Here is a 20,998-nt window from a genome sequence, read left to right as displayed (position 1 = left end):
GCTCAACGCATCTCGCCCTGTCCATAACCTGAACCTCCGAAAGTGGCGAGGTTTAGGCGCACATAGACGCCGTCCGAGGGACCGCTGGCCCGAACGCGCGTATTGTCGCGGCGATAGCCGACTTCGACCCGCAAGCAGTCGTCGTCGAACAGCAGGCCGACTTCCTGGCGTGTGATGACGTCGCGTTCCAGGTCGGCGATGCCCGACACGGAGACGCCCCAGTCGCCATAGACGAACTGCTGCCCCGACAGCTGCACGAACTCGTAGTTCCGGTTCTGGTCGCCCTCCAGCGGGTTCGACCGGTCCACGATGTAGCTGACGCTGGCCAGGTTGCGACGTCCCCAGCGTCCGTCGACCGCAGCCTCGGCGCGACGCACGTCGCCGGAACCATCCACCGTGGCGTGGACCCAGCTGCGAATCCGGTCCGAGGGGGAGAAACTGCCCTGAACCACCCAGTCCGAAGCGGAGGAGGCCAGGCCGGTCGGATCGTACAACTGGCCCGTCGTGCTGTCCGGGATGGTGGTGCGGAAGGCGTCCTCGTCGTCGGCGCGATAGCTGCGACCGACGAACAGGCTGGCGCTGCGGCCCTCGGACCAGCGAATCGTCGCCCGACCGCCCGCCGTCACCCGCGCCCCGCCCTCGACCAGGTCGTAGCCGGAGAAGCGGTCCATACGGAACAGCGACGACTCGTCCAGTTCGATGGCCTGGGAATCCTCGTTGGGAATTCGGGGATCGATGTCCGCCTTGTTGGAGATCGAGAGCTGAACCACCGGCTCCAGGATGAGGTCCGCGCGCTGGGTGCGTTTGATCAGCGGATAGCTGAGATCGACGCCGCCGCTGGCCCGTGTCCGGCTCAGGGTCTCGTCGCTCTCGACCCCCATCATCGGCGGCAGGTCGGACAGGGAATACAGATCGACCCGGGTGTCGACGAAGGGCTCGATCCGCAGGCCGTTCGGGGTGATGAAGACTCGGCGCCATTCGACCTGGCCCGTGATCCGGCGGCTGTCCACGCCGGAAAGTCCGGTCGTCACCTCAGGCACTATGTCGGGGTTCAGGATCGGGGCGCCGATGAAGCTGTCGCGATACAGCGAGACCGCCGAGCCCTTCACGCGCAACCGTCCGCCAAAGACGGAACCGGCCGGCTCCCAGCGCGCGTCGATCAGCGGCGCGACCAGGGGCAGGGTGTCGTCGTCCTCGAACACCTTGAAACCGTCCGCATCGCGGAAATCCGTATCCGCGAAGTCGTTGTCCAGCCGCAGGCTCTGGATCGAGAAGGCCGCGACCGAGACATAGGAACGATCAGTCTGGCGCTCGGCGTAGATCTGGCTGATCAGCCGGCGACGGTCGCCGTAGTAAAGGCCGTTGTCCTGATAGGGATCGCGCACGTCATAGCGGTCGAACAGGGTCTTGTCCGAGGTGCGTTCCGCCGTGAAGCCGAACCGCCAGGGGCCGTCGGGATCGAACTCGCCGTGGGACAACAGATAGCTGCGGTGTTCCTTGTCGCCGTATCGGACGTTGCTTTCGTAATCGCCGTCGCCGTCCAGATCGAAATCGCCGAAATTGCGCTCGTAGGTGTAGCCGCCGCGCGCGATGATCGACCCGTTGGCGAAGCGCCGACGCCATTGCAGGTTCAGGAGCGGGGCGACCTCGGAATTGATCTGCGGACTGATCAGCCAGTCTTCCGACGGCGAGACGACGTGTAGATAGGGAAGCTCGACCGAAACGCCGCGTCCCTCGTCATAGTTGATGATCGGCACCAGCAGGCCGGACGCCCGTTCGACCGTGGGATCGGGGTGGGCGAAGATCGGCGTATAGAAGATCGGAAACCCGCCGATCCTGAAGACGGCGTTGCGATAGATGACGGCGTGCAGGGCTTCGTCCTGCACGACCTTTTCCGCCTGGATCGAGATGCTGGGCGTCTTGGGCCCATTGGCGTCACAGATCGGACAGGGGGTGAAGATCGCGTAGTTCAGTTCGTTGACGTTCTGACTGCGTCGCACCGCCGTCGCCGCCATCAGGCTGGCGCCGTTCTCGAAACGGGTGGCGAAATCGACGGCGATGGCCGCCTTCATCTCGCGGTCCGTTTCCAGATGACTGGCGTAGACGACCGTGCCGTCCGACGAAATCGCCTCGACCTGGCCGCTGACCGTGGCGGCGCCGTTGGACAGATCATAGGCCAGGTTGTCGCCGCGCAGGACATTGCCGTCGGCGCGCAGATAGACCCTGTCGCCGCCGTTGCTGTCCGCCGTGATCACGTCGCCGGTGCGTGTCGCGCTGCCGGCGTCGACATAGACGGCGCCCTTGGACAGCCCGTCCGAGACGGGCGGCGTGGCGGAGGGAGCGGACTGTGGTTCAGCCTGGGCCAGGGCCTCGCCGGCGAAAGGGACGCAGACGAAAAGGGCCGCGCCGGCCAGAAGCCGCGCCCGGAAGGCCTTGGAACGCCGATCGCGATCACCCTGCATGAACCATCCGTCTGTCTTGAGCGAGCGTTCGCTTAGCCGTCTTCGGTATAGAACAGCAAGGTGAAGGCGGCGAGCGCCGTCAATATCGGCGGCAGCCAGGCCGAGACGAAGGGCGGGACGACCTCGGCCGAGCCCATGGCGGCCGAGAACTGGTTCAGGAAGAAGAAGGCGAAGCCCAGCACCACGGCAGCGACGCTCATCTTCGCCAGATCGCCCAGCCGCATCAGGCGCAACGAGAAGGCGGCGGCCAGAATCGACATGGCCGCGAAGACCAGAGGGGTGACCAAAAGCTGCTGGAATCGAAGCCGGTAGGCGGTGGAGGCGAAGCCGGCGTTCTCGATGCGCTGAATCTGATTCGGCAGCGACCAGAAAGGCGTCGATTGGGGACGGGCGAAGCGTTCGAACGCCTCTTCGTCGGCCAGGCTGGAGAGCAGGTCGAGGCTGGAATAGGTGACGGCGCGCTGACCGACGCTGGCCCCGACGGCGTCGGTCAGGCGCCAGCGGCCAGCGCTGAGCGCCGCGGACCGGGCGTCGATCCGCTCCGAGAAGTCCCGACTGCCCGCCGCATCGGTCGTGTAGATGAAGAAGGTCACGTCCAGCAGACGCGCATTGGCGCGATCCTGGCGGCCGGCGCGGATGATCATCTGTCTTTGATCGTCGCCCTCGCGAAGCCAGATGGCGCGGTCGCTCCCGGCGCCGGGCGCGGAACCGGAGATGCGCGCGCGTTCGCGCTGCCACAGGCCGTCTCCGGCCGAGGCCAGAGGGCCCAGAACGGTCACGGTCAGCACGCCCAGGACAAAGGCCATTCCGGCGGCGGGCAGAACGAACCGCCAGGCCGACACCCCCGCCGCGCGCATGGCGATGAGCTCGCTGCGCCGGTTCAGGCCGATATAGGCCGCGAGCGTACCGAACAGAAAGACGAAGGGCAGGAGCTGCACGATCACGGACGGCGACTTCAAGGCCACCAGCCCCATTATGCGCAGGGCCGACAGATCCTGGTCCGATCCGACGCCGCGAGACACCTCGACGAAGTCGATCAGCATCACCAGGGCCGCAATGACAGCCAGAGCCACGCCGAGGGAGCGAAGCTGCTGGATCAGCACATAGGTTTCGATGCGGCCCAACCGAGGCAGGCCCAGTCGAGACAGGTCCAGGCGAGGTAGGCGCGGGGAGGACGGGGCGCGGCGGGAGGTCACGGACATGTCTACGCGATCCTTGCAGGGATCTGCAGCCGGCCGACGATCGGCCAATGGCGCGCCCGCCTTGGCTTCAGGGCGCTGAACAGCAGCCGCATGGCCAGGGCGACCGCGATCAGGGGCGCCAGATACTGCAGGATATTCATCCAGGGATTCCAGGCGCTGGCGGCGACCAGGCCGTAGCCTGTCACCCGCACCAGCAGGAAGACGCCCGCCGCCTTGGCGATGCGCAGCGAATAGCCGGTTCGGCTGAAGGCGCCGCCCATGATCGCCGCCAGAGCCAGGGCCATGGCGACAAGTGCGTAGAGCGGAGCCGAGATGCGGGCGTGGGCCTCGGCCAATAGTTCATTTCGAGAGCCTGCGGTCTCCAAAACGCGCGGTGAAGGATTGAGCAGCTGGCGCAGATAGAGGTCGGCGGGCTTGTAGCGAACCTGTTCCGTCACATTGGCGAACTGGCCGAGCGGAAAGTCGTAGCGGTCGAAGGACAGGGTCTCCAGCACGCCGCGAGACGAGTATTTCTGCCAGGAGCCGTCGATCATGGTCAGGACGGGTTCGTTCGCCGCGTCGCGACCGAAACGGGCCTCGGCGGCGCTCCAGTTCTGAGTGGATTTACCGTCCTCGAGATACACGAACAGATTTTTCAGCAGTCCGTTCTGCTCGATCTGCTGGACATAGACGGTGAGGCCGTCCGGCCCCTGGACGAACTGGCCTTCTTCGACCAGCAGGGCGGCGAGGTCGGTGCGGATGGCGAAGGCCTGGTTTCGCGCCTCGCGCTGGCCCCAGGGCTGGGCGAACAGGGTCATGATCAGGTTCAGGATCAAGACCAGGAAGGTCAGCCGGGCAAGGGGGGAAATCACCTGCCAGCGGGTCATGCCTCCGGCGAAGGCGGCGGTCAGTTCCTGTTCGCGCTGCATCCGGGTGAGAGCGATCAAGGCCCCCACGAACAGGCCGATGGGCAGGATGACCGCCAGAAGCTGGGGCAGGGCGAGCAGGGTCAATTTGACCATGACCCACACGCTCTGGCCACGCTCGACGATGACTTCCAGTTGATCGAGGCTCTGGCTCAGAATCCCGATTCCCGCCAGGGAGCCGCAGGCCGCGACGACAGGCAGCGAGATCTGGCGGAAAAGATATTTTTGAATCAGGGTCATGGGCGGGTCGAGTTCGCCCGGTTGCAGGCGGCGGTAATGAGGCGCATCTAGTAGCACATGGGGGCGCGTCGGCGACAAGCAGACGCGCCGTTGTCATTTCTTTCCTTGTAGACGCCGGGTGGGGCCTGGCTGGAGTCGTTGTATGAAGATCGAGTTCGTCGCCGCCGTAGACGCCGCCGAAATCCTCGCCGTGCCTGTTCATGAAGAGCGTGTCTTTGCGGGCCTGGGGTCCGATCTGGACGCCAAGGCGGGCGGCGCCCTGACCAAGGCGATGGCCAGGAGCCGGTTTACGGGCAAGGCCGGTCAGACGCTGAGCCTCGCCGCACAATCGGGCGTGAACGCCGATGCAGTGCTGCTGGTCGGCGCCGGAGCGTCGGACAAGATCGACGATCTGGCGATCGAGGCCTTCGGTGGAAACGCCTATGCGGCCGTGAAACTGTCGGGCGCGGAAACCCTGACCATCGACGCCTCGCACCTGACGCCGGAACAGGCCGCGCGCGCCGGGTTCGCCGCGCGCCTGGCCGCCTATCGTTTCGACAAGTACCGGACCACCCAGAAGGCGGACAAGATCCCGTCGATCACCACGATCCGCGTCGTGACGTCGGACCTGCGCGCCGCGGACGCCGCGCTGGAGCCGCTGTCGGCCGTGGCGGACGGCGTCATCTTCGCCCGCGACCTCGTGTCCGAGCCCGCCAACGTCCTGTACCCGGCCGAGTTCGCCAAGCGCGTGAAGGCGCTGGAGAGCCTGGGACTGGAAGTCGAGATCCTCGGCGAGGCCGAGATGGAGAAGCTGGGCATGCGCACGCTTCTAGGCGTGGGCCAGGGCAGCCGCCGCGAAAGCCAGCTGGCCGTGATCCAGTGGAAGGGCGGCGAGGCGGGCGGTCAGCCGATCGCCTTCGTCGGCAAGGGCGTCTGCTTCGACACCGGCGGCATCTCGATCAAGCCGGCCGAGGGCATGGAAGACATGAAGTGGGACATGGGCGGCGCGGCCGCCGTGGCCGGGACCATGATGGCGCTGGCCGGTCGCAAGGCCAAGGTCAACGCAATCGGCGTGCTGGGCCTGGTCGAAAACATGCCTGACGGCGACGCCCAGCGTCCGGGCGACGTGGTTGTGTCGATGTCGGGCCAGACGGTCGAGGTCATCAACACCGACGCCGAGGGACGCCTCGTTCTGGCCGACGCCCTCTGGTACACGCAGGAGCGGTTCAAGCCGAAATTCATGATCGACCTGGCCACCCTGACGGGCGCCATGATCGTGGCCCTGGGCCTGGACTACGCCGGCGTCTTCTCCAACTCGGACGCGGTCGCCGATCCGATCCTGGCGGCCTCGAAGAAGGTGGGCGAGAATTTCTGGCGCATGCCGATCCCGGACATCTACGAACAGCATATCGATTCGAAGATCGCCGACGTGAAGAACACCGGCAACGGCCGCGCCGGCGGCTCGATCACCGCCGCCCTGTTCCTGCAGCGGTTCACCAACGGCGTGCCGTGGGCGCACCTGGACATCGCCCCCACCGCCTGGGCCAACAAGAGCCCCAGCCCCACCGTGCCGGAAGGCGGCGTCGGCTTCGCCGTGCGCACGCTGGATCGCATGGTGGCCGACAGCTACGAAGCCTGAGTCCGGGGTAGGGCCGGGTGAGCGACAAGCCCGAAATCTGGTTCTACCACCTGGAACGGTCCACTCTGGATCAGGTCCTGCCGACCCTGCTCGAGAAGACGCTCGAGCGGGGCTGGCGCGCCCTGATCAAGTCTTCGCATGCGCATCGGCTGGACGATGTCGATGAACGGCTGTGGAGCTTTCGGGACGATAGCTTTCTACCCCACGGTCGGGCGGATCAGCCCCATGCGGATCGCCAGCCTGTGCTGCTGAGCGAATCGGGAGAGAACCTGAACGGCGCTCAGGCGCTGTTCATCGTCGACGACGCAGAACTGGGCGGGACGGAAGGGTTCGAACGATGTTTCATCATTTTCGACGGCCAGGACGAACCGGCGCTTCAGAATGCGCGGGGTCGGTGGAAGGCGCTGAAGGAACAGGGCGCGAACCTGGCCTACTGGCGTCAGACGGACGAAGGGCGCTGGGAAAAGGCGGCCTGATCGCTTTCGCCCTGCTGGCCGGGTGTTCGACGCCTGTCCCCGACCAGGCCGCGCCGCGCACCGTCGAACGCGCCCAGCTGAATCCGCCGATCGGCAGCCGCATGCCGTCCGCCCAGACGACCGACGTCTGCAAGGCCGGTGAACTTCAATATCTGGTCGGCAGGCCTCGGACGGAGATCCCGGTGCCTGTGGACGTGGTCAATCGTCGCGTGACCTGCACCACCTGCCCTGTGACCGAGGAATTCTCGGCCTACAGGCTGAACATCTTCTACAATGCCGATAGCGGCGTCATCGAACAGGTCCGCTGCGGCTGAGCGGCGACCGACAAGGAGAGACGACCATGAAGACCGCATTCATCCTGACGTCCCTGATGGCCGCCGGCCTGGCGCTGTCGGCCTGCGCCCCGACGGAGACGCCCGGCACGGGCCCGATGCCGGGCGGCGACGCCGCCTTCAAGGCCTGCAAGGTCGAGGATTACCAGAGCTATGTCGGCCGCAACCGCTCGACTATCCCGACCGCGCCGGAGGGACAGAGCTTCCGCGTCTTGTGCACCACCTGCGCCGCGACGATGGACTATCGCGAGAACCGGGTGAACTTCGTCTATGACGAGGCGACCGGCGTGATCCAGCAGGTCAAGTGCGGCTGAGGCTCAACGTCCGACCGTGTCGCCGGGCCATAACGGCTGGCTGAACCGTTTCGCCAGATAGTCCATCAGGGCCGTGACCCGCGCGGGGCGCGGTCCGCTGTTGGGCGCGACCAGATGCAGGGCGATGGGCGGCAGGCGCCAGTCGGTCATCACCGTCTCCAGCTTCCCCTCGGCGACGTCCTTCCAGTAGATGAAGTCCGGCTGGGGAAAGACGCCCAGGCCGGCGCACAGCGAAGCAGTCAGGGCGTCGGAGTTGTTGGCGCGCAGGGGTCCGCGCGGCCGCACCACCACCTCCTCGCCTGCATCGTTGACGAACCGCCAGGCGTCGGGCGTCGGCATATAGGCGTAGCTGAGGCAGGCGTGTCGCTCCAGGTCGTCCGGGTGGGTGGGACGGCCTCGCTGGGCCAGGTAGTCGGGCGAGGCGACCAGGAACCGTTCGACCGTGCGCAGGCGACGCGCGGTCAGGGAGGAGTCGGGCAGGGCGGCGATGCGTAGGGCGCAGTCGAACCCGCCCCCCACCAGATCGATGACCTCGTCCGACAGGTGCAGGTCGATCGACACGTCGGGGTGCCGCGCCAGGAACTCGGGCAGGGCGGGGGCCACATAGGCCATGCCGAAGGACATGGGGGCGGCCAGCCGCACCAGACCGCGCGGCGTCACCGACATGTCCAGGGCTTCGGACACCGCCCCTTCGGCCTCGGCTAGCATCTGGCCTGCGCGGGCCGCCAGGGTGCGGCCGGCGTCGGTCAGGGCGAACCGGCGCGAGGTTCGGTGGAGCAGGGTGGTCTTCAACTGCTGTTCCAGCCGGGTCACGGCCTTGGACACGGTCGCCTTCGACAGGCCGAGCCCATCGGCGGCGGCGGAAAAGGACTGGTTCTCCGCGACCTTGGCGAAGATGGCCATGGCCTCGAGGTCGGGCAAACGCGTCATGGCGATCTCTGCAGTCTGGAAACGATGAGTTTCAGGTGTTTCTATTTCTGTTCGGTCGCCGATCTCTATCTTGGCGTCAAGCAAATGACGCCGGGACGGCCCGGCTAGAGGATAGACCGATGATCGAGCGCAGACCGTTCGAATCGCTGGGCGGGGACAACCACGGTTGGTTGAACGCCAAGCATCACTTCTCCTTCGCCAACTATTATGATCCCAAGCGGATGAGCTGGGGCAATCTGCGGGTCTGGAACGACGACGAGATCGCCGCCGGTACCGGCTTCCCACCGCATCCGCACTCGGACATGGAAATCATCACCTATGTCCGCGACGGGGCCATCACCCACGAAGACAGCCTGGGCAACAAGGGCCGCACCGTGGCCGGCGACGTCCAGGTGATGAGCGCGGGCACCGGCATCCGCCATGCCGAATACAACGCCGAGCCGGACCTGACCCGGATCTTCCAGATCTGGATCGAGCCGACCAAGCGCGGCGAGGCGCCCAGCTGGGGCTCCAAGCCCTTCCCCAAGGGCGAGCGTTCGGGCCAGTTCGTGGTCCTGGCCTCGGGCTTCGACGGTGATGAGGACGCCTTGCCGATCCGCACCGATGCGCGGATCGTGGCGGCGACGCTGAACGCCGGCGAAAGCGCCGAATATGCGCTGGGGTCGACCCGCCGGGCCTATCTGGTGCCCGCCAAGGGAGAGGTCGAGGTCAACGGCGTTCGACTGAACGCCCGCGACGGCGCCGCCATCGCCCAGGAAGACGTCGTCACCGTCAAGGCGCTCTCGGACGCCGAGATCGTCCTGGTGGACGCGGCCTAGTAGACGAGACCCAAATTATCGGATCAATCTGTCCGGCCGAACAGAGTTCGGTCGGACGACCCGCCTGACGCGGGCAGCCCCGTCATGGGGAGGAGACCATCAGATGTTCGACAAACTTGAAGCCTCGTCGCCGCATTTCCGCGCGACGCTGCGTATCGTCGCCGGCGTGCTGTTCCTGGCGCACGGCGTAGTGAAACTGTTCGGCTTCCCGGAAGGCGCGCAGCCGGGACAGGTCGAGATCATGTCCCTGTTCGGGATCGGCGCGATCATCGAGCTGGTCGGGGGTGCGTTGCTGGTGCTCGGCGCCTTCACCCGGCCTGTCGCCTTCATCCTGGCCGGCGAGATGGCGGTCGCCTACTGGATGTTTCACGCCCCATCCAGCCCCTATCCGGCGGTGAACGGCGGGGACGCGGCCATCCTGTTCTGCTTCATCTTCCTGTACCTGCTCGCGGCCGGTCCCGGCGCGTGGAGCGTGGACGGCAGGCTGGCCGGAAAACGTTAGACGGCGCGTCGGACTCGAAAAACAGTCTAACGAGTCCAACTTCCGACGATGTTAAAGACCAACCCGCATCATAGGTTAGCGTGAACCTGGTGCGGGTTGGCGGTCGAATTTATTTCCAGGTCTTTGAAAGACCTGGAAGAAGTTTCAAAATTAGGAGGGCCGGCCACCGCTTGAGGCTCGCTGGCCGATCAGAGCCCGGCCGCCCAGTCGGTGGCGCGGACCAGGCTGTCGATGATGCCCGGTTCCGAGGAGGCGTGGCCGGCGTCCCCGACGATATCCAGCCGGGCTTCCGGCCAGGCGCGATGCAGGGCCCAGGCGCTTGCGATCGGCGTCACCACGTCGAAACGACCCTGGGCGATCCAGCAGGGGATGTGACGCATCCGATCGACATTCTTCAGCAGCCAGCCGTCCTCGGGGAAGAAGCCGGCGTTGGTGAAGAACCAGTTCTCGATCCGCGCGAAGGCGAGGGCGAACTCCGGTTCGGCGAACTTGTCCGGCTTGGCGTTGGGGCCTTCGACGCTGACCGTCTCGCCTTCCCAGCTGGACCAGGCCACGGCGCAGGCTTCGCGTTCGGCGACATTGTCGCCGATCAGACGCTTGTAATAGGCCCCCATCAGATCACCGCGCTCGGCCTCAGGTATCGGCGCCACGAACCGTTCCCAGGCGTCGGGGAAGATCATCGAGGCGCCGTCCTGGTAGAACCAGTGCAGCTCCTTCTTCGTCAGCAGGAAGATACCGCGCAGGACCAGGGCCAGAACCCGCTCCGGATGGGTGACGGCGTAGGCCATCGACAGGGTCGAGCCCCAGGAGCCGCCGAACACGACCCATTTGTCGACGCCGCAGCGTTCACGCAGCCGTTCGATGTCCTCGATCAGGGTCCAGGTGGTGTTGTTCTCCAGCGACGCATTGGGCCGGGATTTGCCGCAGCCGCGCTGGTCGAACATGATGATGCGGTATTGGGCCGGATCGAAATAGCGACGCATCCCGGGATTCACCGCGCCGCCGGGGCCGCCGTGCAGGACCAGAACGGGGCGGCCCTGAGGATTGCCGCTTTCCTCGTAGTAGATCTCGTGGATGTCGTCGGTCGTCATCCAGCCGGAGGCGAACGGCTCGATTTCAGGATACAGTTCGCGACGCGGCTCGACGGGCGCGGGGAAGGCCATGCTTCAAGGTCTTTCTACAAGGCCTAGGCTGGCCGTACTGAACAAAATCACAAACGCAATGCCGCAAAGCCCAGGCAAAGCCAACCGGCGATCATAAGCAGTCCGCCTATGGGGGCCACGGCGCCCATGACGGAAAGGCCGAGAAGGGCGACCAGAGCCAGAGCGAGACTGAAGACCAGGCCGCCCGCCGCCGCCAGCCAGCCGGCGAAGCGCGCCAGCCCGCCGCCGCCGGTCCAGAGGGCGCAGGCGAGGGCGAAGACGGCGTGAGCCAGCTGATAATGGGCGCCGGTCGAAAGCAATGTCTTGACCTGAGGCCCCGCGCCGTGGGCCGCGAAGGCGCCGAGGGCGATGGCCAGGGCGCCGTTCAGCGCGGCGAAAAGGATCAGGTTGCGACTCGCTGTCATTGAGACAGCCTAACCCTAGACGCGCGATGCGGAAAAGCGCTTCCGGCCGAGGAGAGGTGTAAATCTGCGGTCAAATGCAAGGTCGAGCATCCCGGAAGTCTGCTATGGCGGCGCATGGGATTCGGCTCGAAATCGCGGACAGGGTTGCACTACGCCCTGATGTTCGCCGGAACGGGCGTGAGCCTGCCCTACGCTGGTCTCTGGATGAAGGCCCAGGGGCTCAGCGGGGCCGAAATCGGCGTTCTGCTGGCCGCTCCCATGCTGGGACGGCTGATCACAGGGCCGGCCATCGCCATCTGGGCCGACGGCTTCCGGTATCGGCGGACGCCGATCGCGCTTCTCGCCGCCCTGGCCGCCCTGGCTTACGGGACGGCCGGCCTGGTGGAAGGATTTTTCGCCTGGGCGATCTGCTGGTTCATCGCCGCGACCGGCGCGGCCGCGATCATTCCCCTGACCGATGTTCTGACCCTGAGACTGGCGCGGAGGGAAGGGTTCACCTTCGCCGTTCCGCGCGGCTTCGGCTCCGCGGCCTTCGTCGGCGCAAACATCGGCATGGGCTTCATTCTGCGGGCTGCGGGGGCGGAGGCGGTCATCGTCGGCGTGACCCTGGCCTGCATCTGCATAGCATTCGTGGCCTGGCGCGTGCTGCCCGGCGAGCCGGTCCACGAGGGTCCGCCCCTGGCCGGCTGGGCGCGATTTCAGGGGATGGGGCGGCTGCTGAGGGATCCGGTCCTGATGGCGGCTCTCCTGGCCATCGGCACGGTTCAGGCGGCCCATGCCTTCTATTACGGCTTTTCCGCCATCCTGTGGCGGGAACAGGGAATAGAGCCGCATCTGACGGGGATGTTGTGGGCTTTCGCCGTGGTGGTGGAAATCGGCCTGATGTGGGTCTTCGATCCCTGGCGGCGACGTCGGGGGATAGGGCCGTGGCCCATTCTGATGATCGCAGCGGCGGCGGCGGTGCTGCGCTGGGGGCTGATGGCCGCGACACCGCCGCTGTGGGTCCTGTGGCCGCTGCAGGCCCTCCACGCCTTGAGTTTCGCCGCCAACTATCTGGCCGGGATCGAACTGATCGAGCGGCTCGCGCCGCGCGAAAGCCAGACGGCCGCCCAGACCTTGAGCTCGACCCTGTCGTCGGGAGTGTTGATCGGCGGCGCGACGCTGGCGAGCGGGCCGTTGTACGACGCCTTCGGCGCCGGCGGCTATCTGGCCATGGCGGGGCTGGCCGGCCTCGGGCTGATCGCCAATCTGGCCTTGAGGCCGATGCTGGGTGCGGGCCGGGCTTTGGCCTAGGCTCTCTCTGGATCAGACCCTGGGCAGCAAGGCCATTTGGCCCGCCATGACGGAGGCCGCGGCCTTGACGCCCTTTTTCACCGTGTTTTCGTCGGCGGGCGCCGGAACACGCAACAGTCCCACCGCCGGCGTGTGCGGTCCGTCGACGAGATCGACGAGGATTCGATAGAGCAGATACGAGCCGACATCGTCTTCCGCTTCGGACGAGGCTTTGGCGGCGATGCCCGCTTCCGCGAGGGCGCGGAGTATATCGGCGACCGGGGCGGTCGTCCGGGCGATCCCCGGGCCTGTCAGCGACAGACGATCCTTGCGGTCTAGGGCGCGGTTCTCGGCTCTCATCTGCAGGCGGAATCCGTCGCACTTTTGCGTGCGTCCCACCAGCAGCACGGCGCGACAGTCGCCGTTCCTGAGATAGTCGCCCAATATCTCGACCAGAAGGTCCGGATCCGTTGCGGATACGGGCACCGTGCGTGCGCCGGCCGGGCTCCAGACGTCGCCCGAAAGGTTCTCGACCATATCCCATGCGGGATCCGCGTCGTACATGCAGATGGCGATGCCGGGACGTAGGTCCGGGCGCTGTGAGGCCTCGGTCTCGCTCGTCATTCAGGCCCACCCCACCCAGCACGTGACGTTTTCGTGACCGACGCAGGTGGCTCGAACTTGGGGTCGCCGTCAAGCCTCAACCGAGATCGCCAACCGCCGCATCGAGGAGCATGAAGGCGCGACCGCCGTCGGAGGCGAGACGATTCTGAACGGCCAGGGCGTCGCCGGCCCGTGCATAGGCGGCCAGGTCCTGTCCGAAAACGACTACATAGCGTTCGGCGTCGGCGCGGAGTTCGGGATCGCTTAGCACCCGGCGCGAGACGCTGCGAACCGCAGCCGGGGCCACGCGACGAACGATGCGGCGAGCACCGTCCGGGTCGCCGTTGCCGAGCAGGCGGGCGGCCTCCTCGACGCGGGATCGGGGCAGAAGCGCATTGGGATCGACCCCCATGCGGCGGATGGCGGCGGCGACCCGATCCGACAGGGCGGCGGTGTCGGCCTCGTCGGTCGCCGGCCGATCCAGGTCCAGCGGCTGTTCGTCCTGGGCGTCCGACACCAGATCGTTCCAGTCCAGGCCGGTGTCGGCGGCGGAGGCGGCGCGCGGGGGCTCGGTCGGCGCCAGACGGAGCCGGCCTCTCAGACCGAAACTCCTGTCCACGCCCTTGTCCTGCGGCTCGTCGGCGGTCGCGCCGCGCGACGATCGGGGACGTTCCGGTTCCGGAGCAGGGTCGCGACGACGGCCGGCGGGCGCGTCTCCGGACACGACCCCCATCAGGCGCACGGCCTCGGTCAGCATGTCGTAGTTGCGGCGCACCCGTTCCTGGAAGCCGACGTCCAGGGCCTCGGTGTCCTCGGCGGCCTTGCGGGACGCGGCGGCGAGCGAGGCCAGGCCTTCCTCGACGCTGGCGCGGACGGCCTCGACGCGGGTTCGGGCCTCGTCCGGCAGGCGGGCCGCGCGTTCGTCGATGTCCATGACGGCGGTGTCGATCTCGGACAAGGCGGAGTTCAGACGATCGACCAGGCTTTCCAGCCGCTGAACCATCCGGTCGCCGGCCTGGTCCACCAGTCCCGAGGTCTCGCCCACGATGCGGCGAGCGTCGTCGATCCGCGCGTCCGCCGCCTGATCGGCTTTCTGTGCGGCCTCGAACAGGGCCTCGCCCAGTCGGTCGGCGCGCAGACGCGCCTGTTCGGCGGCGTCGGCGGCGGCGGCGCGGGAATCCTCGGCCGTGGCGCGCATCTGCTCCAGGGCGCGGCGGGTTTCCTCCATCAGGGTGTCGCGGGCGTCGGCGGCCAGGGCCTCGAACCGGTCCAGCGAAACCTTGGTGGCGGCGTCGAAACCGTCGGCTTCGCGTTGGGACATGTCGACCAGGGCGCGGAACTGATCGCCGGCCGCCTCGAGGATTTCGCGCAGGCTCTCGATCGAGGCCTGGGACGTCCGCCCCATGTCGTCGTGAGCGGTGCGGGTCGCCGACAGGTTTTCGAGGAACTGGGCGCGCTGGCTTTCGACCTGGGCGGAAAAGTCTTCCTGATCCGTGCGCAGGGCGTAGGCGGCGGTGACCAGGGCGGCACGCTGCTGGCTGAGGCCTTCCTCGACCGACTGGATCTGTTCGGCGACGCCGGACCCGGCGTTTTCCAGACGAATGGTCTGGCGGGCCAGGTCGTCGGCGGCGACGCGGGCGGCGTCCTGGGCCTCGCCCGCAGCGGCGGCGAGATCGGCGGCGCGGGCCGCGAGCGCGGCCTCGGCTTCGCGGAGCTGGGCCTGGGCCAGATCCGAGGCGTCGGCCACCATGCGGGACTGGCGTTCGACCGCGTCGATGACGCCGATCGCCTGGCTGTCCAGATGCACGCCGAGGGTCTGCATCTGGTCGCGTTCGCGGGCGAGATTTTCAGTCAGACGGCGGGCGGTGCGGCCGGCGTTCTCGGCCGCCTCGTTCAGACGATTGGTTTCTTCCGTCAGGGCCTGACGCAACAGGGCCATGTCGTTGCGGGCGCGTTCGGTCGCCAGGGCGGCGTGATCGATGTCGGCGCGCAGGGAATTCAGAACCTCGCCGGTCTGTTGGGCGGCCAGGGCCGTGGGGGCGACCAGGGCCTCCGCGAGATCGCGGGCGCGTCTCGTCTCAAAGGCCAGGCCGGCGCCTTGTCGCACGGCGTGGGCCAGCATCACGGCCAGACCCGCCGGCGCCAGGGCGATCAAGCCGTAGATCGCAAGGCGAAGCGGATCCAGTTCCGCGCCGCCGGAACCCAGCTCATAGGCGGCCCAGGAGGCGACGCCGCCGATCCACAGGGTCGAGGCCAGGGCGGCGATCAGATAGGCGGTCCGCCCCCCGGCCGCGGCCGAGGCGCGCGCGGAGACGGTGGAACGCAGCATCGGCGGCCAGACGGCTTCGAACGCCGCCGGAGGCTGGCCCGCGGCGACGGCCATTTCGACCGAGGCCGAGGATTCGGGTGTCGGTTCCGCGGTCACATCGGGCGCGACGGCCTCCACAGGCTCGACGACCTCCGGAGGCGGCGCGACGGGCCGAGGTCTCGGCGGCGGCGGCGCGGCGGCGCGCTGCTCGGCCTGACGCGCCTCTTCAGCCAGCCTGCGACGGCGGCGTTCCGATATCGGCCGTTCCGGCGGCGGCGCGGGCAGGGGTTCGAGTTCGGTCTGAGGCTCGGCCTTAACCTCCGTTTCGCCGAAACTCCGGGCGTCCGCCTCTGCCTCGGCCGGCGTCTCGGCTTCGACTTCGGGCGTGGTCTCGTCAGGCGTCTCAGCGGGCGGGACGGCCTCGTCGTTCGTCAACTTAAGCGGCGGCCGGTTACGGGATTTCATCAGGCGTCGAGCTCGATTCATGCGCGCGGCGCGCGAGAACGCGCCGATTCGACCCTAGCGGGTTGAAACCCAAGGTCCAAGTCGTACAGGCCCGACAGGCGTGGACTGTTCGCGATCAGCAGTCGCGCTTGGTTTCGGCGGCGAGGGGCGCGGCCTTTTCCGGGCTGCAATCGGTCACGCGGTGGACTTCGCGTTCGGGGGTGGGCGGAGAATGTATGTCGACGCCGAACTGAGACAGAACGGCGGCGGCCAGCAATGCGATGAAGCCAGCGATCAATTCGACCAGCGCCTGCATCGACAGCGTCTCCCACAGCCCCCATGGCCGCGCACTTTATGCGCCTGTTTGGCGAACGTCACAATCCCGAAGTCTAAAGATTGACCGGGCGTGGCGCGCATGGAACGGAGGTGGACGAGGGCTCCCCATCGCGGTGTCATGCGAATCGGGCAGGCAGGCTGAATGACCCAAGACGGCGACAGCTATGACGGCAGTCTGCTGACCCCCGGCGCGGGTGTCTGGCGCAGCGAAATCGCGCACCGTTTCTCGATCCTGATGGAAAACGAGGCCTATTTCGACGCCCTGTCCTCGGCCCTGCACAAGGCCGAACGGTCGATCGTCATTCTGGGCTGGCAGTTCGATCCCCGCACCCACCTGGACCCTGAGACCCGGCCGGGCGACCGCCAGCACGAGATCGGCCACCAGTTGCGCATGCTGGTGAAGCGAAAGCCGGACCTCGACATACGTCTGCTGATCTGGAAATCGCCGCTGCTGATCGCGGCGTCACAGGGCTTCTATCCCCACAGGGCGCAGCGCTGGTTCCGCAAGCGGATGGTCGAGTTCCGCATGGATTCCCCGGGACCGATCGGCGCCTGCCACCATCAGAAGGTCATTGTAATCGATGATCGGGTCGCCTTCTGCGGCGGCGGCGACATATCGACCGACCGGTGGGATTCCGACGAACACCTGGACGGCGATCCGCGTCGGGCCCTGCCCAGCGGCGCCATCTGCAAGGCGCGGCACGAGGTAATGTGCGTGATGGACGGGCCTGCGGCGCGCGCGCTGGGGGATCTGGCGCGCGAGCGCTGGTTCAAGGCGACCTGGGAACGGACAGTGCCGGACGAGGTCGCAAGCGATCCCTGGCCGGACGGAACGCCGGTGCAGATGACCGATGTTCCCGTGGGGATCGCCCGAACAGAGCCGAAATGGGGTGGTCGCCACGAGGTGCGCGAGAACGAGGCCCTGCATCTGGAAGCGATCAGGCGAGCGAAAAAGCTAATCTATTTCGAGAACCAGTATTTCACCTCGCCTGTCATAGCGGCGGCTCTGGCGGCGCGCCTGGCTGAGGTCGACGGGCCGGAGGTCGTGGTGGTCTCCACGGGCCAGAGCCCCAGTTGGTTCGACAGCATGACCATGGACACGGCCCGCGCCGAGGTCCTTTATCGGTTGGAGCAGGCGGACAAATACAATCGCTTCTTCGCCTTCGCCCCGCTGACGAAGGAAGGCGACCGGGTCATTGTCCACGCCAAGGTGTCCATCATTGACGACAGGCTGCTGAGGATCGGCTCCTCGAACCTGAACAACCGGTCCATGGGGCTGGACACCGAATGCGACATCGCTGCTGAGCCGACCGACGACGCTGGCCGGGCGGTGATCGTCAATCACCGCCATCGCACCATCGGCCACTGGATCGGGGTCGCCGCCGAGGAGTTCGCGGCGATCGAGGCCGTTCTGGGATCGACGGGCGCCGCGATCTGCAGCTTCGACAGCGATCGGCTGAAACCCCTGGGGTCCGAACCGCCGACGCGAATCCAACGCCTGTTCGCCGAGTTGCAATTGGGAGACCCCACCTCCTCGTCAGACGCCTGGCGGCCGTGGAAGCGGCTGAACCGATCGCACCGCACGCGACCCGCCTCGGAGGGTGGGCAGGCGCCGGGTTAGACGGCGCTCGGCTGAACCAGATCGAAATCGATGATCAGGGGCAGGTGGTCCGAGGCTACGCGCGCCAGGGGCGAGAAGACCGACCTGACTGCGGTGACGCGAACCTCAGGGCTGACGAAACAATGGTCGATCCGGATCGCCGGAAAGGCCGAGGGGAAGGTCTTTACCGACGGCTTCAGCTTCAGCCGTCGTTGGCAGTCGTCCAGCTTGCGCGCCAGGGTCTGATAGGGACGGGTGATCGAGGTGGCGTTGAAGTCGCCGGCCAGCAACGTGGGTCCGCTGCAGCCGCCCAGCCAGCCGGTCCCGGCCAGGGCCGCCGCCTGAAGCCGCTGTTCGCGCGGCACCAGGCCCAGGTGGGTGTTCAGCACATTGACGGCGACGCCGTCGATCTGGACCTCTGACCAGATGGCGCCGCGCGGCTCCAGGCCCGGTATGCCCCGCACGGTCGGCAGGGCGTCGGCGCGGATCAGTTTTTCGGGGTGCGGGGTCAGGATGGCGTCGCCGTACAGTTCGGCCTCCACCCGCATGGCGGGGTGAAAGCGGGATGTCATCGACAGGCCTTCCGCAATGGCTTCGGCCTGATCGACCTTGCCGGTGCGGGCCCGACCGACGTCCAGTTCCTGCAGGCAGACGATGTCCGGCTCGTGCTCGCCGATCACGGCCACGATGCGATCCACATCCAGTCGCTTGTCCGTGCCGACGCAGCGATGGACGTTATAGGTCAGTAGGCGGGGCATGGCTTCCCGAAGCAGGGACGGACGTGAGCGGAGGGCTAGGCCTTTTGGGCGTCGATTGCGACCCCCTTGCGACGGTCACAGCAGGATCAGATGATCCGGCAGTTCATTGGGGTTGTCGGATCGGGGCGGGAAGTGCGCCGCCAGGACGCGGCCGCAGTGTTCGATCGCGGCTTCGAAGCCGGCGACCGGCCGTCCCGACTTCAAGCCCCGCGTCAGGGCCGCAACCGCGTCGGCCCAGACCGCTTCCTCCACCTGCGCGTGAATGGATTCGTCGGCGATCAGTTCGACCTGATGCTCGGCCAGGGCGGCGAAGATCAGCACGCCCGTCCGTTCGCGGGTGACATGGACGCCATGCGCCAGAAACTGTTGCAACGCGGCCTTGCGGACCCTGGCCCGGCGCAGACCTCGCGGCGTCGCCCAGCGCAGGATGGGCGGAATTCGGGTCAACAGAAACACGCCGACGAAAAGCCCCGCCTGAAGCAGGGCGTAGAGTCCGAGCGCCTGACCGACGCCCACCGCCTGGGCCGAGGCGTGGGCGGCCTCCCAGCCGTCGCCGCCAATCCAGGCAAGGTCCAGGCCCAGCGGGATCAGCGCCGCAGGCAGAAGAAGAGCCGCCGCCGCCGCCCAGGCCAGGCTGACATCGACATAGGAGGAGACGCCGCGCGACAGGACGCAGAAGATTTCGCCCGAGGTCTGGCGCTCGGCCGTCGCGATGGCCTGGGCGACCCGCGCCCGATCTTCGTCGGTGAACCGCATCACCATCCCCCCGATGCTCCGCCGCCGCCGAAACCGCCGCCGCCGCCACCGAAACCGCCCCCTCCAAATCCGCCGCCGCCCTTGAAGCCGCCGCCTCGGCTGGAGTTGCGCAGGGCCTCCGACGCGGCCCAGATCAGGATCGGGGTTACGCCGTCGCGACGATGGCGCCGGCCCCGCCCCGCCGACCCGACCGCCGTCATGAACAGGATGAAGAAGATGACGCCGATGATGATGATCGGCAGGATCGGCGCGGCGCCAGCGTCCTCCTGTTCGGTCGCGGCGGCCGCGGCGCGTGCCTGGGCTTCCGCCGGATCGAGCTCCAGCTGGGTGATCAGGGCGTCCACGCCTCGGACGACCCCGGCCTGATAGTCGCCTTCACGGAACGCCGGCAGGATGTCGTTGCGGATGACCTGGGACGAGAAGGCGTCGGTAAGGATCGGCTCCAGCCCATAGCCGACCTCGATCCGCACCTTGCGTTCGGTCGGGGCGACGATCAGCAGGACGCCGTTGTCGCCTTCCTTCTGGCCGATGCCCCAGGCGCGACCCAGCTGATAGCCATAGTCCTCGATCTCCTGATCCTGCAGGCTGGAGACGGTGACCACCACCAGCTGATCGCTGGATGTCGCCTCGAGCGCCGCCAGCTTGGCCGTCAGCGCCTGTTCGGTCGCCGGGTCGAGCAGATCGGCCTGATCCACCACCCGGCCGGTCAAGGCCGGAAAGTCCAGCTTCGACTGCGCCGCCGCCGGCAGGACGAGCAGCGCCACGGCCATCAGCCCGATGACGATTGCGAAGACGCCCGACGGACGCCGCGTCCGAGCGGGGAGGAGGGTCACTGGGCGGGCGGGGTCGAGCCCGGCGCCACGGCTGCGGCGTTTCCGCCCGGCGCGGCGGCGGGGGCGCCGTTCAGGTTGAAGTTCACCTGGGGCGCGCTCTGGGCCTCGGCGGTGGCGGTGAACAACTGCATCGGCTGCGAGCCGCCATGCACCGTCTTGGCCCAGATCACGTTCGGGAAGGTGCGCAGGGTGGTGTTATAGTCGCGCACGGCTTCGTTATAGTCGCGGCGGGCGATGGTGATCCGGTTTTCTGTGCCTTCCAGTTGCGACTGGAGGGTGAGGAAGTTCTGATTGGCCTGAAGCTGCGGATAGGCCTCGACCGTGACCAGCAGGCGCGACAGGGCGCCGGACAGCTGACCCTGAGCCTCCTGATACTGTTGGAAGGCCTGCGGGTTATCCAGATCGTCGGCCGAGACATTGACCGAAGTGGCGCGGGCGCGGGCGTTGATCACGTCCGTCAGGGTCGTGCGCTCCTGGATCGCCGCCCCCTGCACCGTGGCGACCAGATTCGGGATCAGGTCGGCGCGGCGCTGATACTGGCTCTGCACATCGGCCCAGGCGGCTTCGGCCCGTTCCTGTTTGGTCGGGATGGTATTGTAGCCGCATCCGGCCACGGCCGGGGTGATGGCGAGGGCGGCGGTCAGAGCCAGAGCGCGAGCGTTGAAGCGAGCCATGGATTTTCCCCTGTCGGCGATTGCGCCGTTGCGACGACTATCGTCTCA

21 protein-coding genes are annotated in these 20,998 nt (G+C 67.2%); 8 read left to right on the top strand and 13 right to left on the bottom strand.

Going from position 1 to position 20,998, the window contains the following annotated elements; all coding sequences use genetic code 11:
• Positions 1–2: 2 nt before the first annotated feature.
• Genes lptD through H2037_RS01420 form a run of 3 tightly spaced genes read right to left on the bottom strand, consistent with a single transcriptional unit; the run spans position 3 to position 4,809 of the window.
• Entirely contained in the window at positions 3–2,462 is a 2,460-nt protein-coding gene (lptD, locus tag H2037_RS01430; protein ID WP_292116720.1) for an LPS assembly protein LptD, read from the bottom strand.
• A gap of 32 nt (positions 2,463–2,494) precedes the next feature.
• Positions 2,495–3,664, bottom strand: coding sequence for an LPS export ABC transporter permease LptG (gene lptG, locus H2037_RS01425; RefSeq protein WP_292116717.1), 1,170 nt, complete (start codon positions 3,662–3,664; stop codon positions 2,495–2,497).
• Between the two features lie 2 nt (positions 3,665–3,666).
• The gene (locus H2037_RS01420) at positions 3,667–4,809 is read right to left on the bottom strand and encodes an LptF/LptG family permease (RefSeq protein ID WP_292116714.1); all 1,143 of its coding nucleotides are present in this window, start codon (positions 4,807–4,809) and stop codon (positions 3,667–3,669) included.
• Between the two features lie 142 nt (positions 4,810–4,951).
• Here H2037_RS01420 and H2037_RS01415 point away from each other — a divergent pair, with 142 nt between their 5' ends.
• The 4 genes from H2037_RS01415 (at position 4,952) to H2037_RS01400 (ending at position 7,549) form a co-directional block, all read left to right on the top strand.
• Positions 4,952–6,427, top strand: coding sequence for a leucyl aminopeptidase (locus tag H2037_RS01415; protein WP_292116711.1), 1,476 nt, complete (start codon positions 4,952–4,954; stop codon positions 6,425–6,427).
• 17 nt (positions 6,428–6,444) lie between these two features.
• Entirely contained in the window at positions 6,445–6,903 is a 459-nt protein-coding gene (locus tag H2037_RS01410; protein WP_292116709.1) for a DNA polymerase III subunit chi, read from the top strand.
• A gap of 101 nt (positions 6,904–7,004) precedes the next feature.
• A complete protein-coding gene (locus tag H2037_RS01405) occupies positions 7,005–7,217 on the top strand; it encodes a hypothetical protein (RefSeq protein ID WP_292116706.1) in 213 nt (70 codons plus the stop codon).
• A 26-nt stretch (positions 7,218–7,243) separates the two neighbouring features.
• Positions 7,244–7,549: a hemolysin gene (locus H2037_RS01400; RefSeq protein WP_292116703.1), complete on the top strand. Its 306-nt coding sequence runs from the start codon at positions 7,244–7,246 to the stop codon at positions 7,547–7,549.
• Positions 7,550–7,552: 3 nt separating this feature from the next.
• Here H2037_RS01400 and H2037_RS01395 read toward each other — a convergent pair whose 3' ends face one another.
• A complete protein-coding gene (locus tag H2037_RS01395) occupies positions 7,553–8,479 on the bottom strand; it encodes a LysR family transcriptional regulator (RefSeq protein WP_292116700.1) in 927 nt (308 codons plus the stop codon).
• Between the two features lie 119 nt (positions 8,480–8,598).
• Here H2037_RS01395 and H2037_RS01390 point away from each other — a divergent pair, with 119 nt between their 5' ends.
• A complete protein-coding gene (locus H2037_RS01390; protein WP_292116697.1) occupies positions 8,599–9,297 on the top strand; it encodes a pirin family protein in 699 nt (232 codons plus the stop codon).
• Positions 9,298–9,400: 103 nt separating this feature from the next.
• Positions 9,401–9,799 (top strand): DoxX family protein, encoded by a 399-nt coding sequence (locus H2037_RS01385; RefSeq protein ID WP_292116694.1) that lies wholly within the window; start codon positions 9,401–9,403, stop codon positions 9,797–9,799.
• Between the two features lie 188 nt (positions 9,800–9,987).
• Here H2037_RS01385 and pip read toward each other — a convergent pair whose 3' ends face one another.
• The gene (gene pip / locus H2037_RS01380) at positions 9,988–10,962 is read right to left on the bottom strand and encodes a prolyl aminopeptidase (RefSeq protein WP_292116691.1); all 975 of its coding nucleotides are present in this window, start codon (positions 10,960–10,962) and stop codon (positions 9,988–9,990) included.
• Positions 10,963–11,009: 47 nt separating this feature from the next.
• On the bottom strand, positions 11,010–11,366 hold the full coding sequence (locus H2037_RS01375; RefSeq protein ID WP_292116687.1) for a DUF423 domain-containing protein: 357 nt from the start codon (positions 11,364–11,366) through the stop codon (positions 11,010–11,012).
• Between the two features lie 144 nt (positions 11,367–11,510).
• Between H2037_RS01375 and H2037_RS01370 the strand changes: the two genes are divergently transcribed.
• Positions 11,511–12,659 (top strand): MFS transporter, encoded by a 1,149-nt coding sequence (locus H2037_RS01370; RefSeq protein ID WP_365832730.1) that lies wholly within the window; start codon positions 11,511–11,513, stop codon positions 12,657–12,659.
• 12 nt (positions 12,660–12,671) lie between these two features.
• Here the strand turns inward: H2037_RS01370 and H2037_RS01365 are convergent, their stop codons facing one another.
• From H2037_RS01365 to H2037_RS01355, 3 genes are all read right to left on the bottom strand, one after another.
• Positions 12,672–13,262 (bottom strand): hypothetical protein, encoded by a 591-nt coding sequence (locus tag H2037_RS01365; RefSeq protein WP_292116681.1) that lies wholly within the window; start codon positions 13,260–13,262, stop codon positions 12,672–12,674.
• A 76-nt stretch (positions 13,263–13,338) separates the two neighbouring features.
• Positions 13,339–16,014, bottom strand: coding sequence for a tipN (locus tag H2037_RS01360; RefSeq protein WP_292116678.1), 2,676 nt, complete (start codon positions 16,012–16,014; stop codon positions 13,339–13,341).
• 115 nt (positions 16,015–16,129) lie between these two features.
• Complete coding sequence (locus H2037_RS01355) at positions 16,130–16,309, bottom strand: hypothetical protein (protein WP_292116676.1); 180 nt, start codon at positions 16,307–16,309, stop codon at positions 16,130–16,132.
• Positions 16,310–16,471: 162 nt separating this feature from the next.
• On the opposite strand from H2037_RS01355, the gene H2037_RS01350 reads away from it, so the two are divergent.
• A complete protein-coding gene (locus H2037_RS01350) occupies positions 16,472–17,950 on the top strand; it encodes a phospholipase D-like domain-containing protein (RefSeq protein WP_292116673.1) in 1,479 nt (492 codons plus the stop codon).
• Here the strand turns inward: H2037_RS01350 and H2037_RS01345 are convergent.
• The 4 genes from H2037_RS01345 to H2037_RS01330 all read right to left on the bottom strand — a co-directional run bounded on the left by H2037_RS01345 (position 17,947) and on the right by H2037_RS01330 (position 20,950).
• Entirely contained in the window at positions 17,947–18,687 is a 741-nt protein-coding gene (locus H2037_RS01345; protein WP_292116669.1) for an endonuclease/exonuclease/phosphatase family protein, read from the bottom strand. The genes H2037_RS01350 and H2037_RS01345 overlap by 4 nt on opposite strands.
• A gap of 75 nt (positions 18,688–18,762) precedes the next feature.
• On the bottom strand, positions 18,763–19,443 hold the full coding sequence (locus H2037_RS01340) for a TPM domain-containing protein (protein WP_365832724.1): 681 nt from the start codon (positions 19,441–19,443) through the stop codon (positions 18,763–18,765).
• Positions 19,443–20,276: a TPM domain-containing protein gene (locus H2037_RS01335; protein WP_292116665.1), complete on the bottom strand. Its 834-nt coding sequence runs from the start codon at positions 20,274–20,276 to the stop codon at positions 19,443–19,445. Before H2037_RS01335 ends, H2037_RS01340 begins: the two co-directional genes overlap by 1 nt.
• Entirely contained in the window at positions 20,273–20,950 is a 678-nt protein-coding gene (locus H2037_RS01330) for a LemA family protein (protein ID WP_292116662.1), read from the bottom strand. Before H2037_RS01330 ends, H2037_RS01335 begins: the two co-directional genes overlap by 4 nt.
• Positions 20,951–20,998: the final 48 nt, after the last annotated feature.

This window comes from Brevundimonas sp. (genome assembly GCF_013912065.1).
Lineage (GTDB): Bacteria > Pseudomonadota > Alphaproteobacteria > Caulobacterales > Caulobacteraceae > Brevundimonas.
The sequence above is the reverse complement of the archived record's forward strand: the minus strand, read 5'-3'. Positions and strand labels throughout refer to the sequence as shown.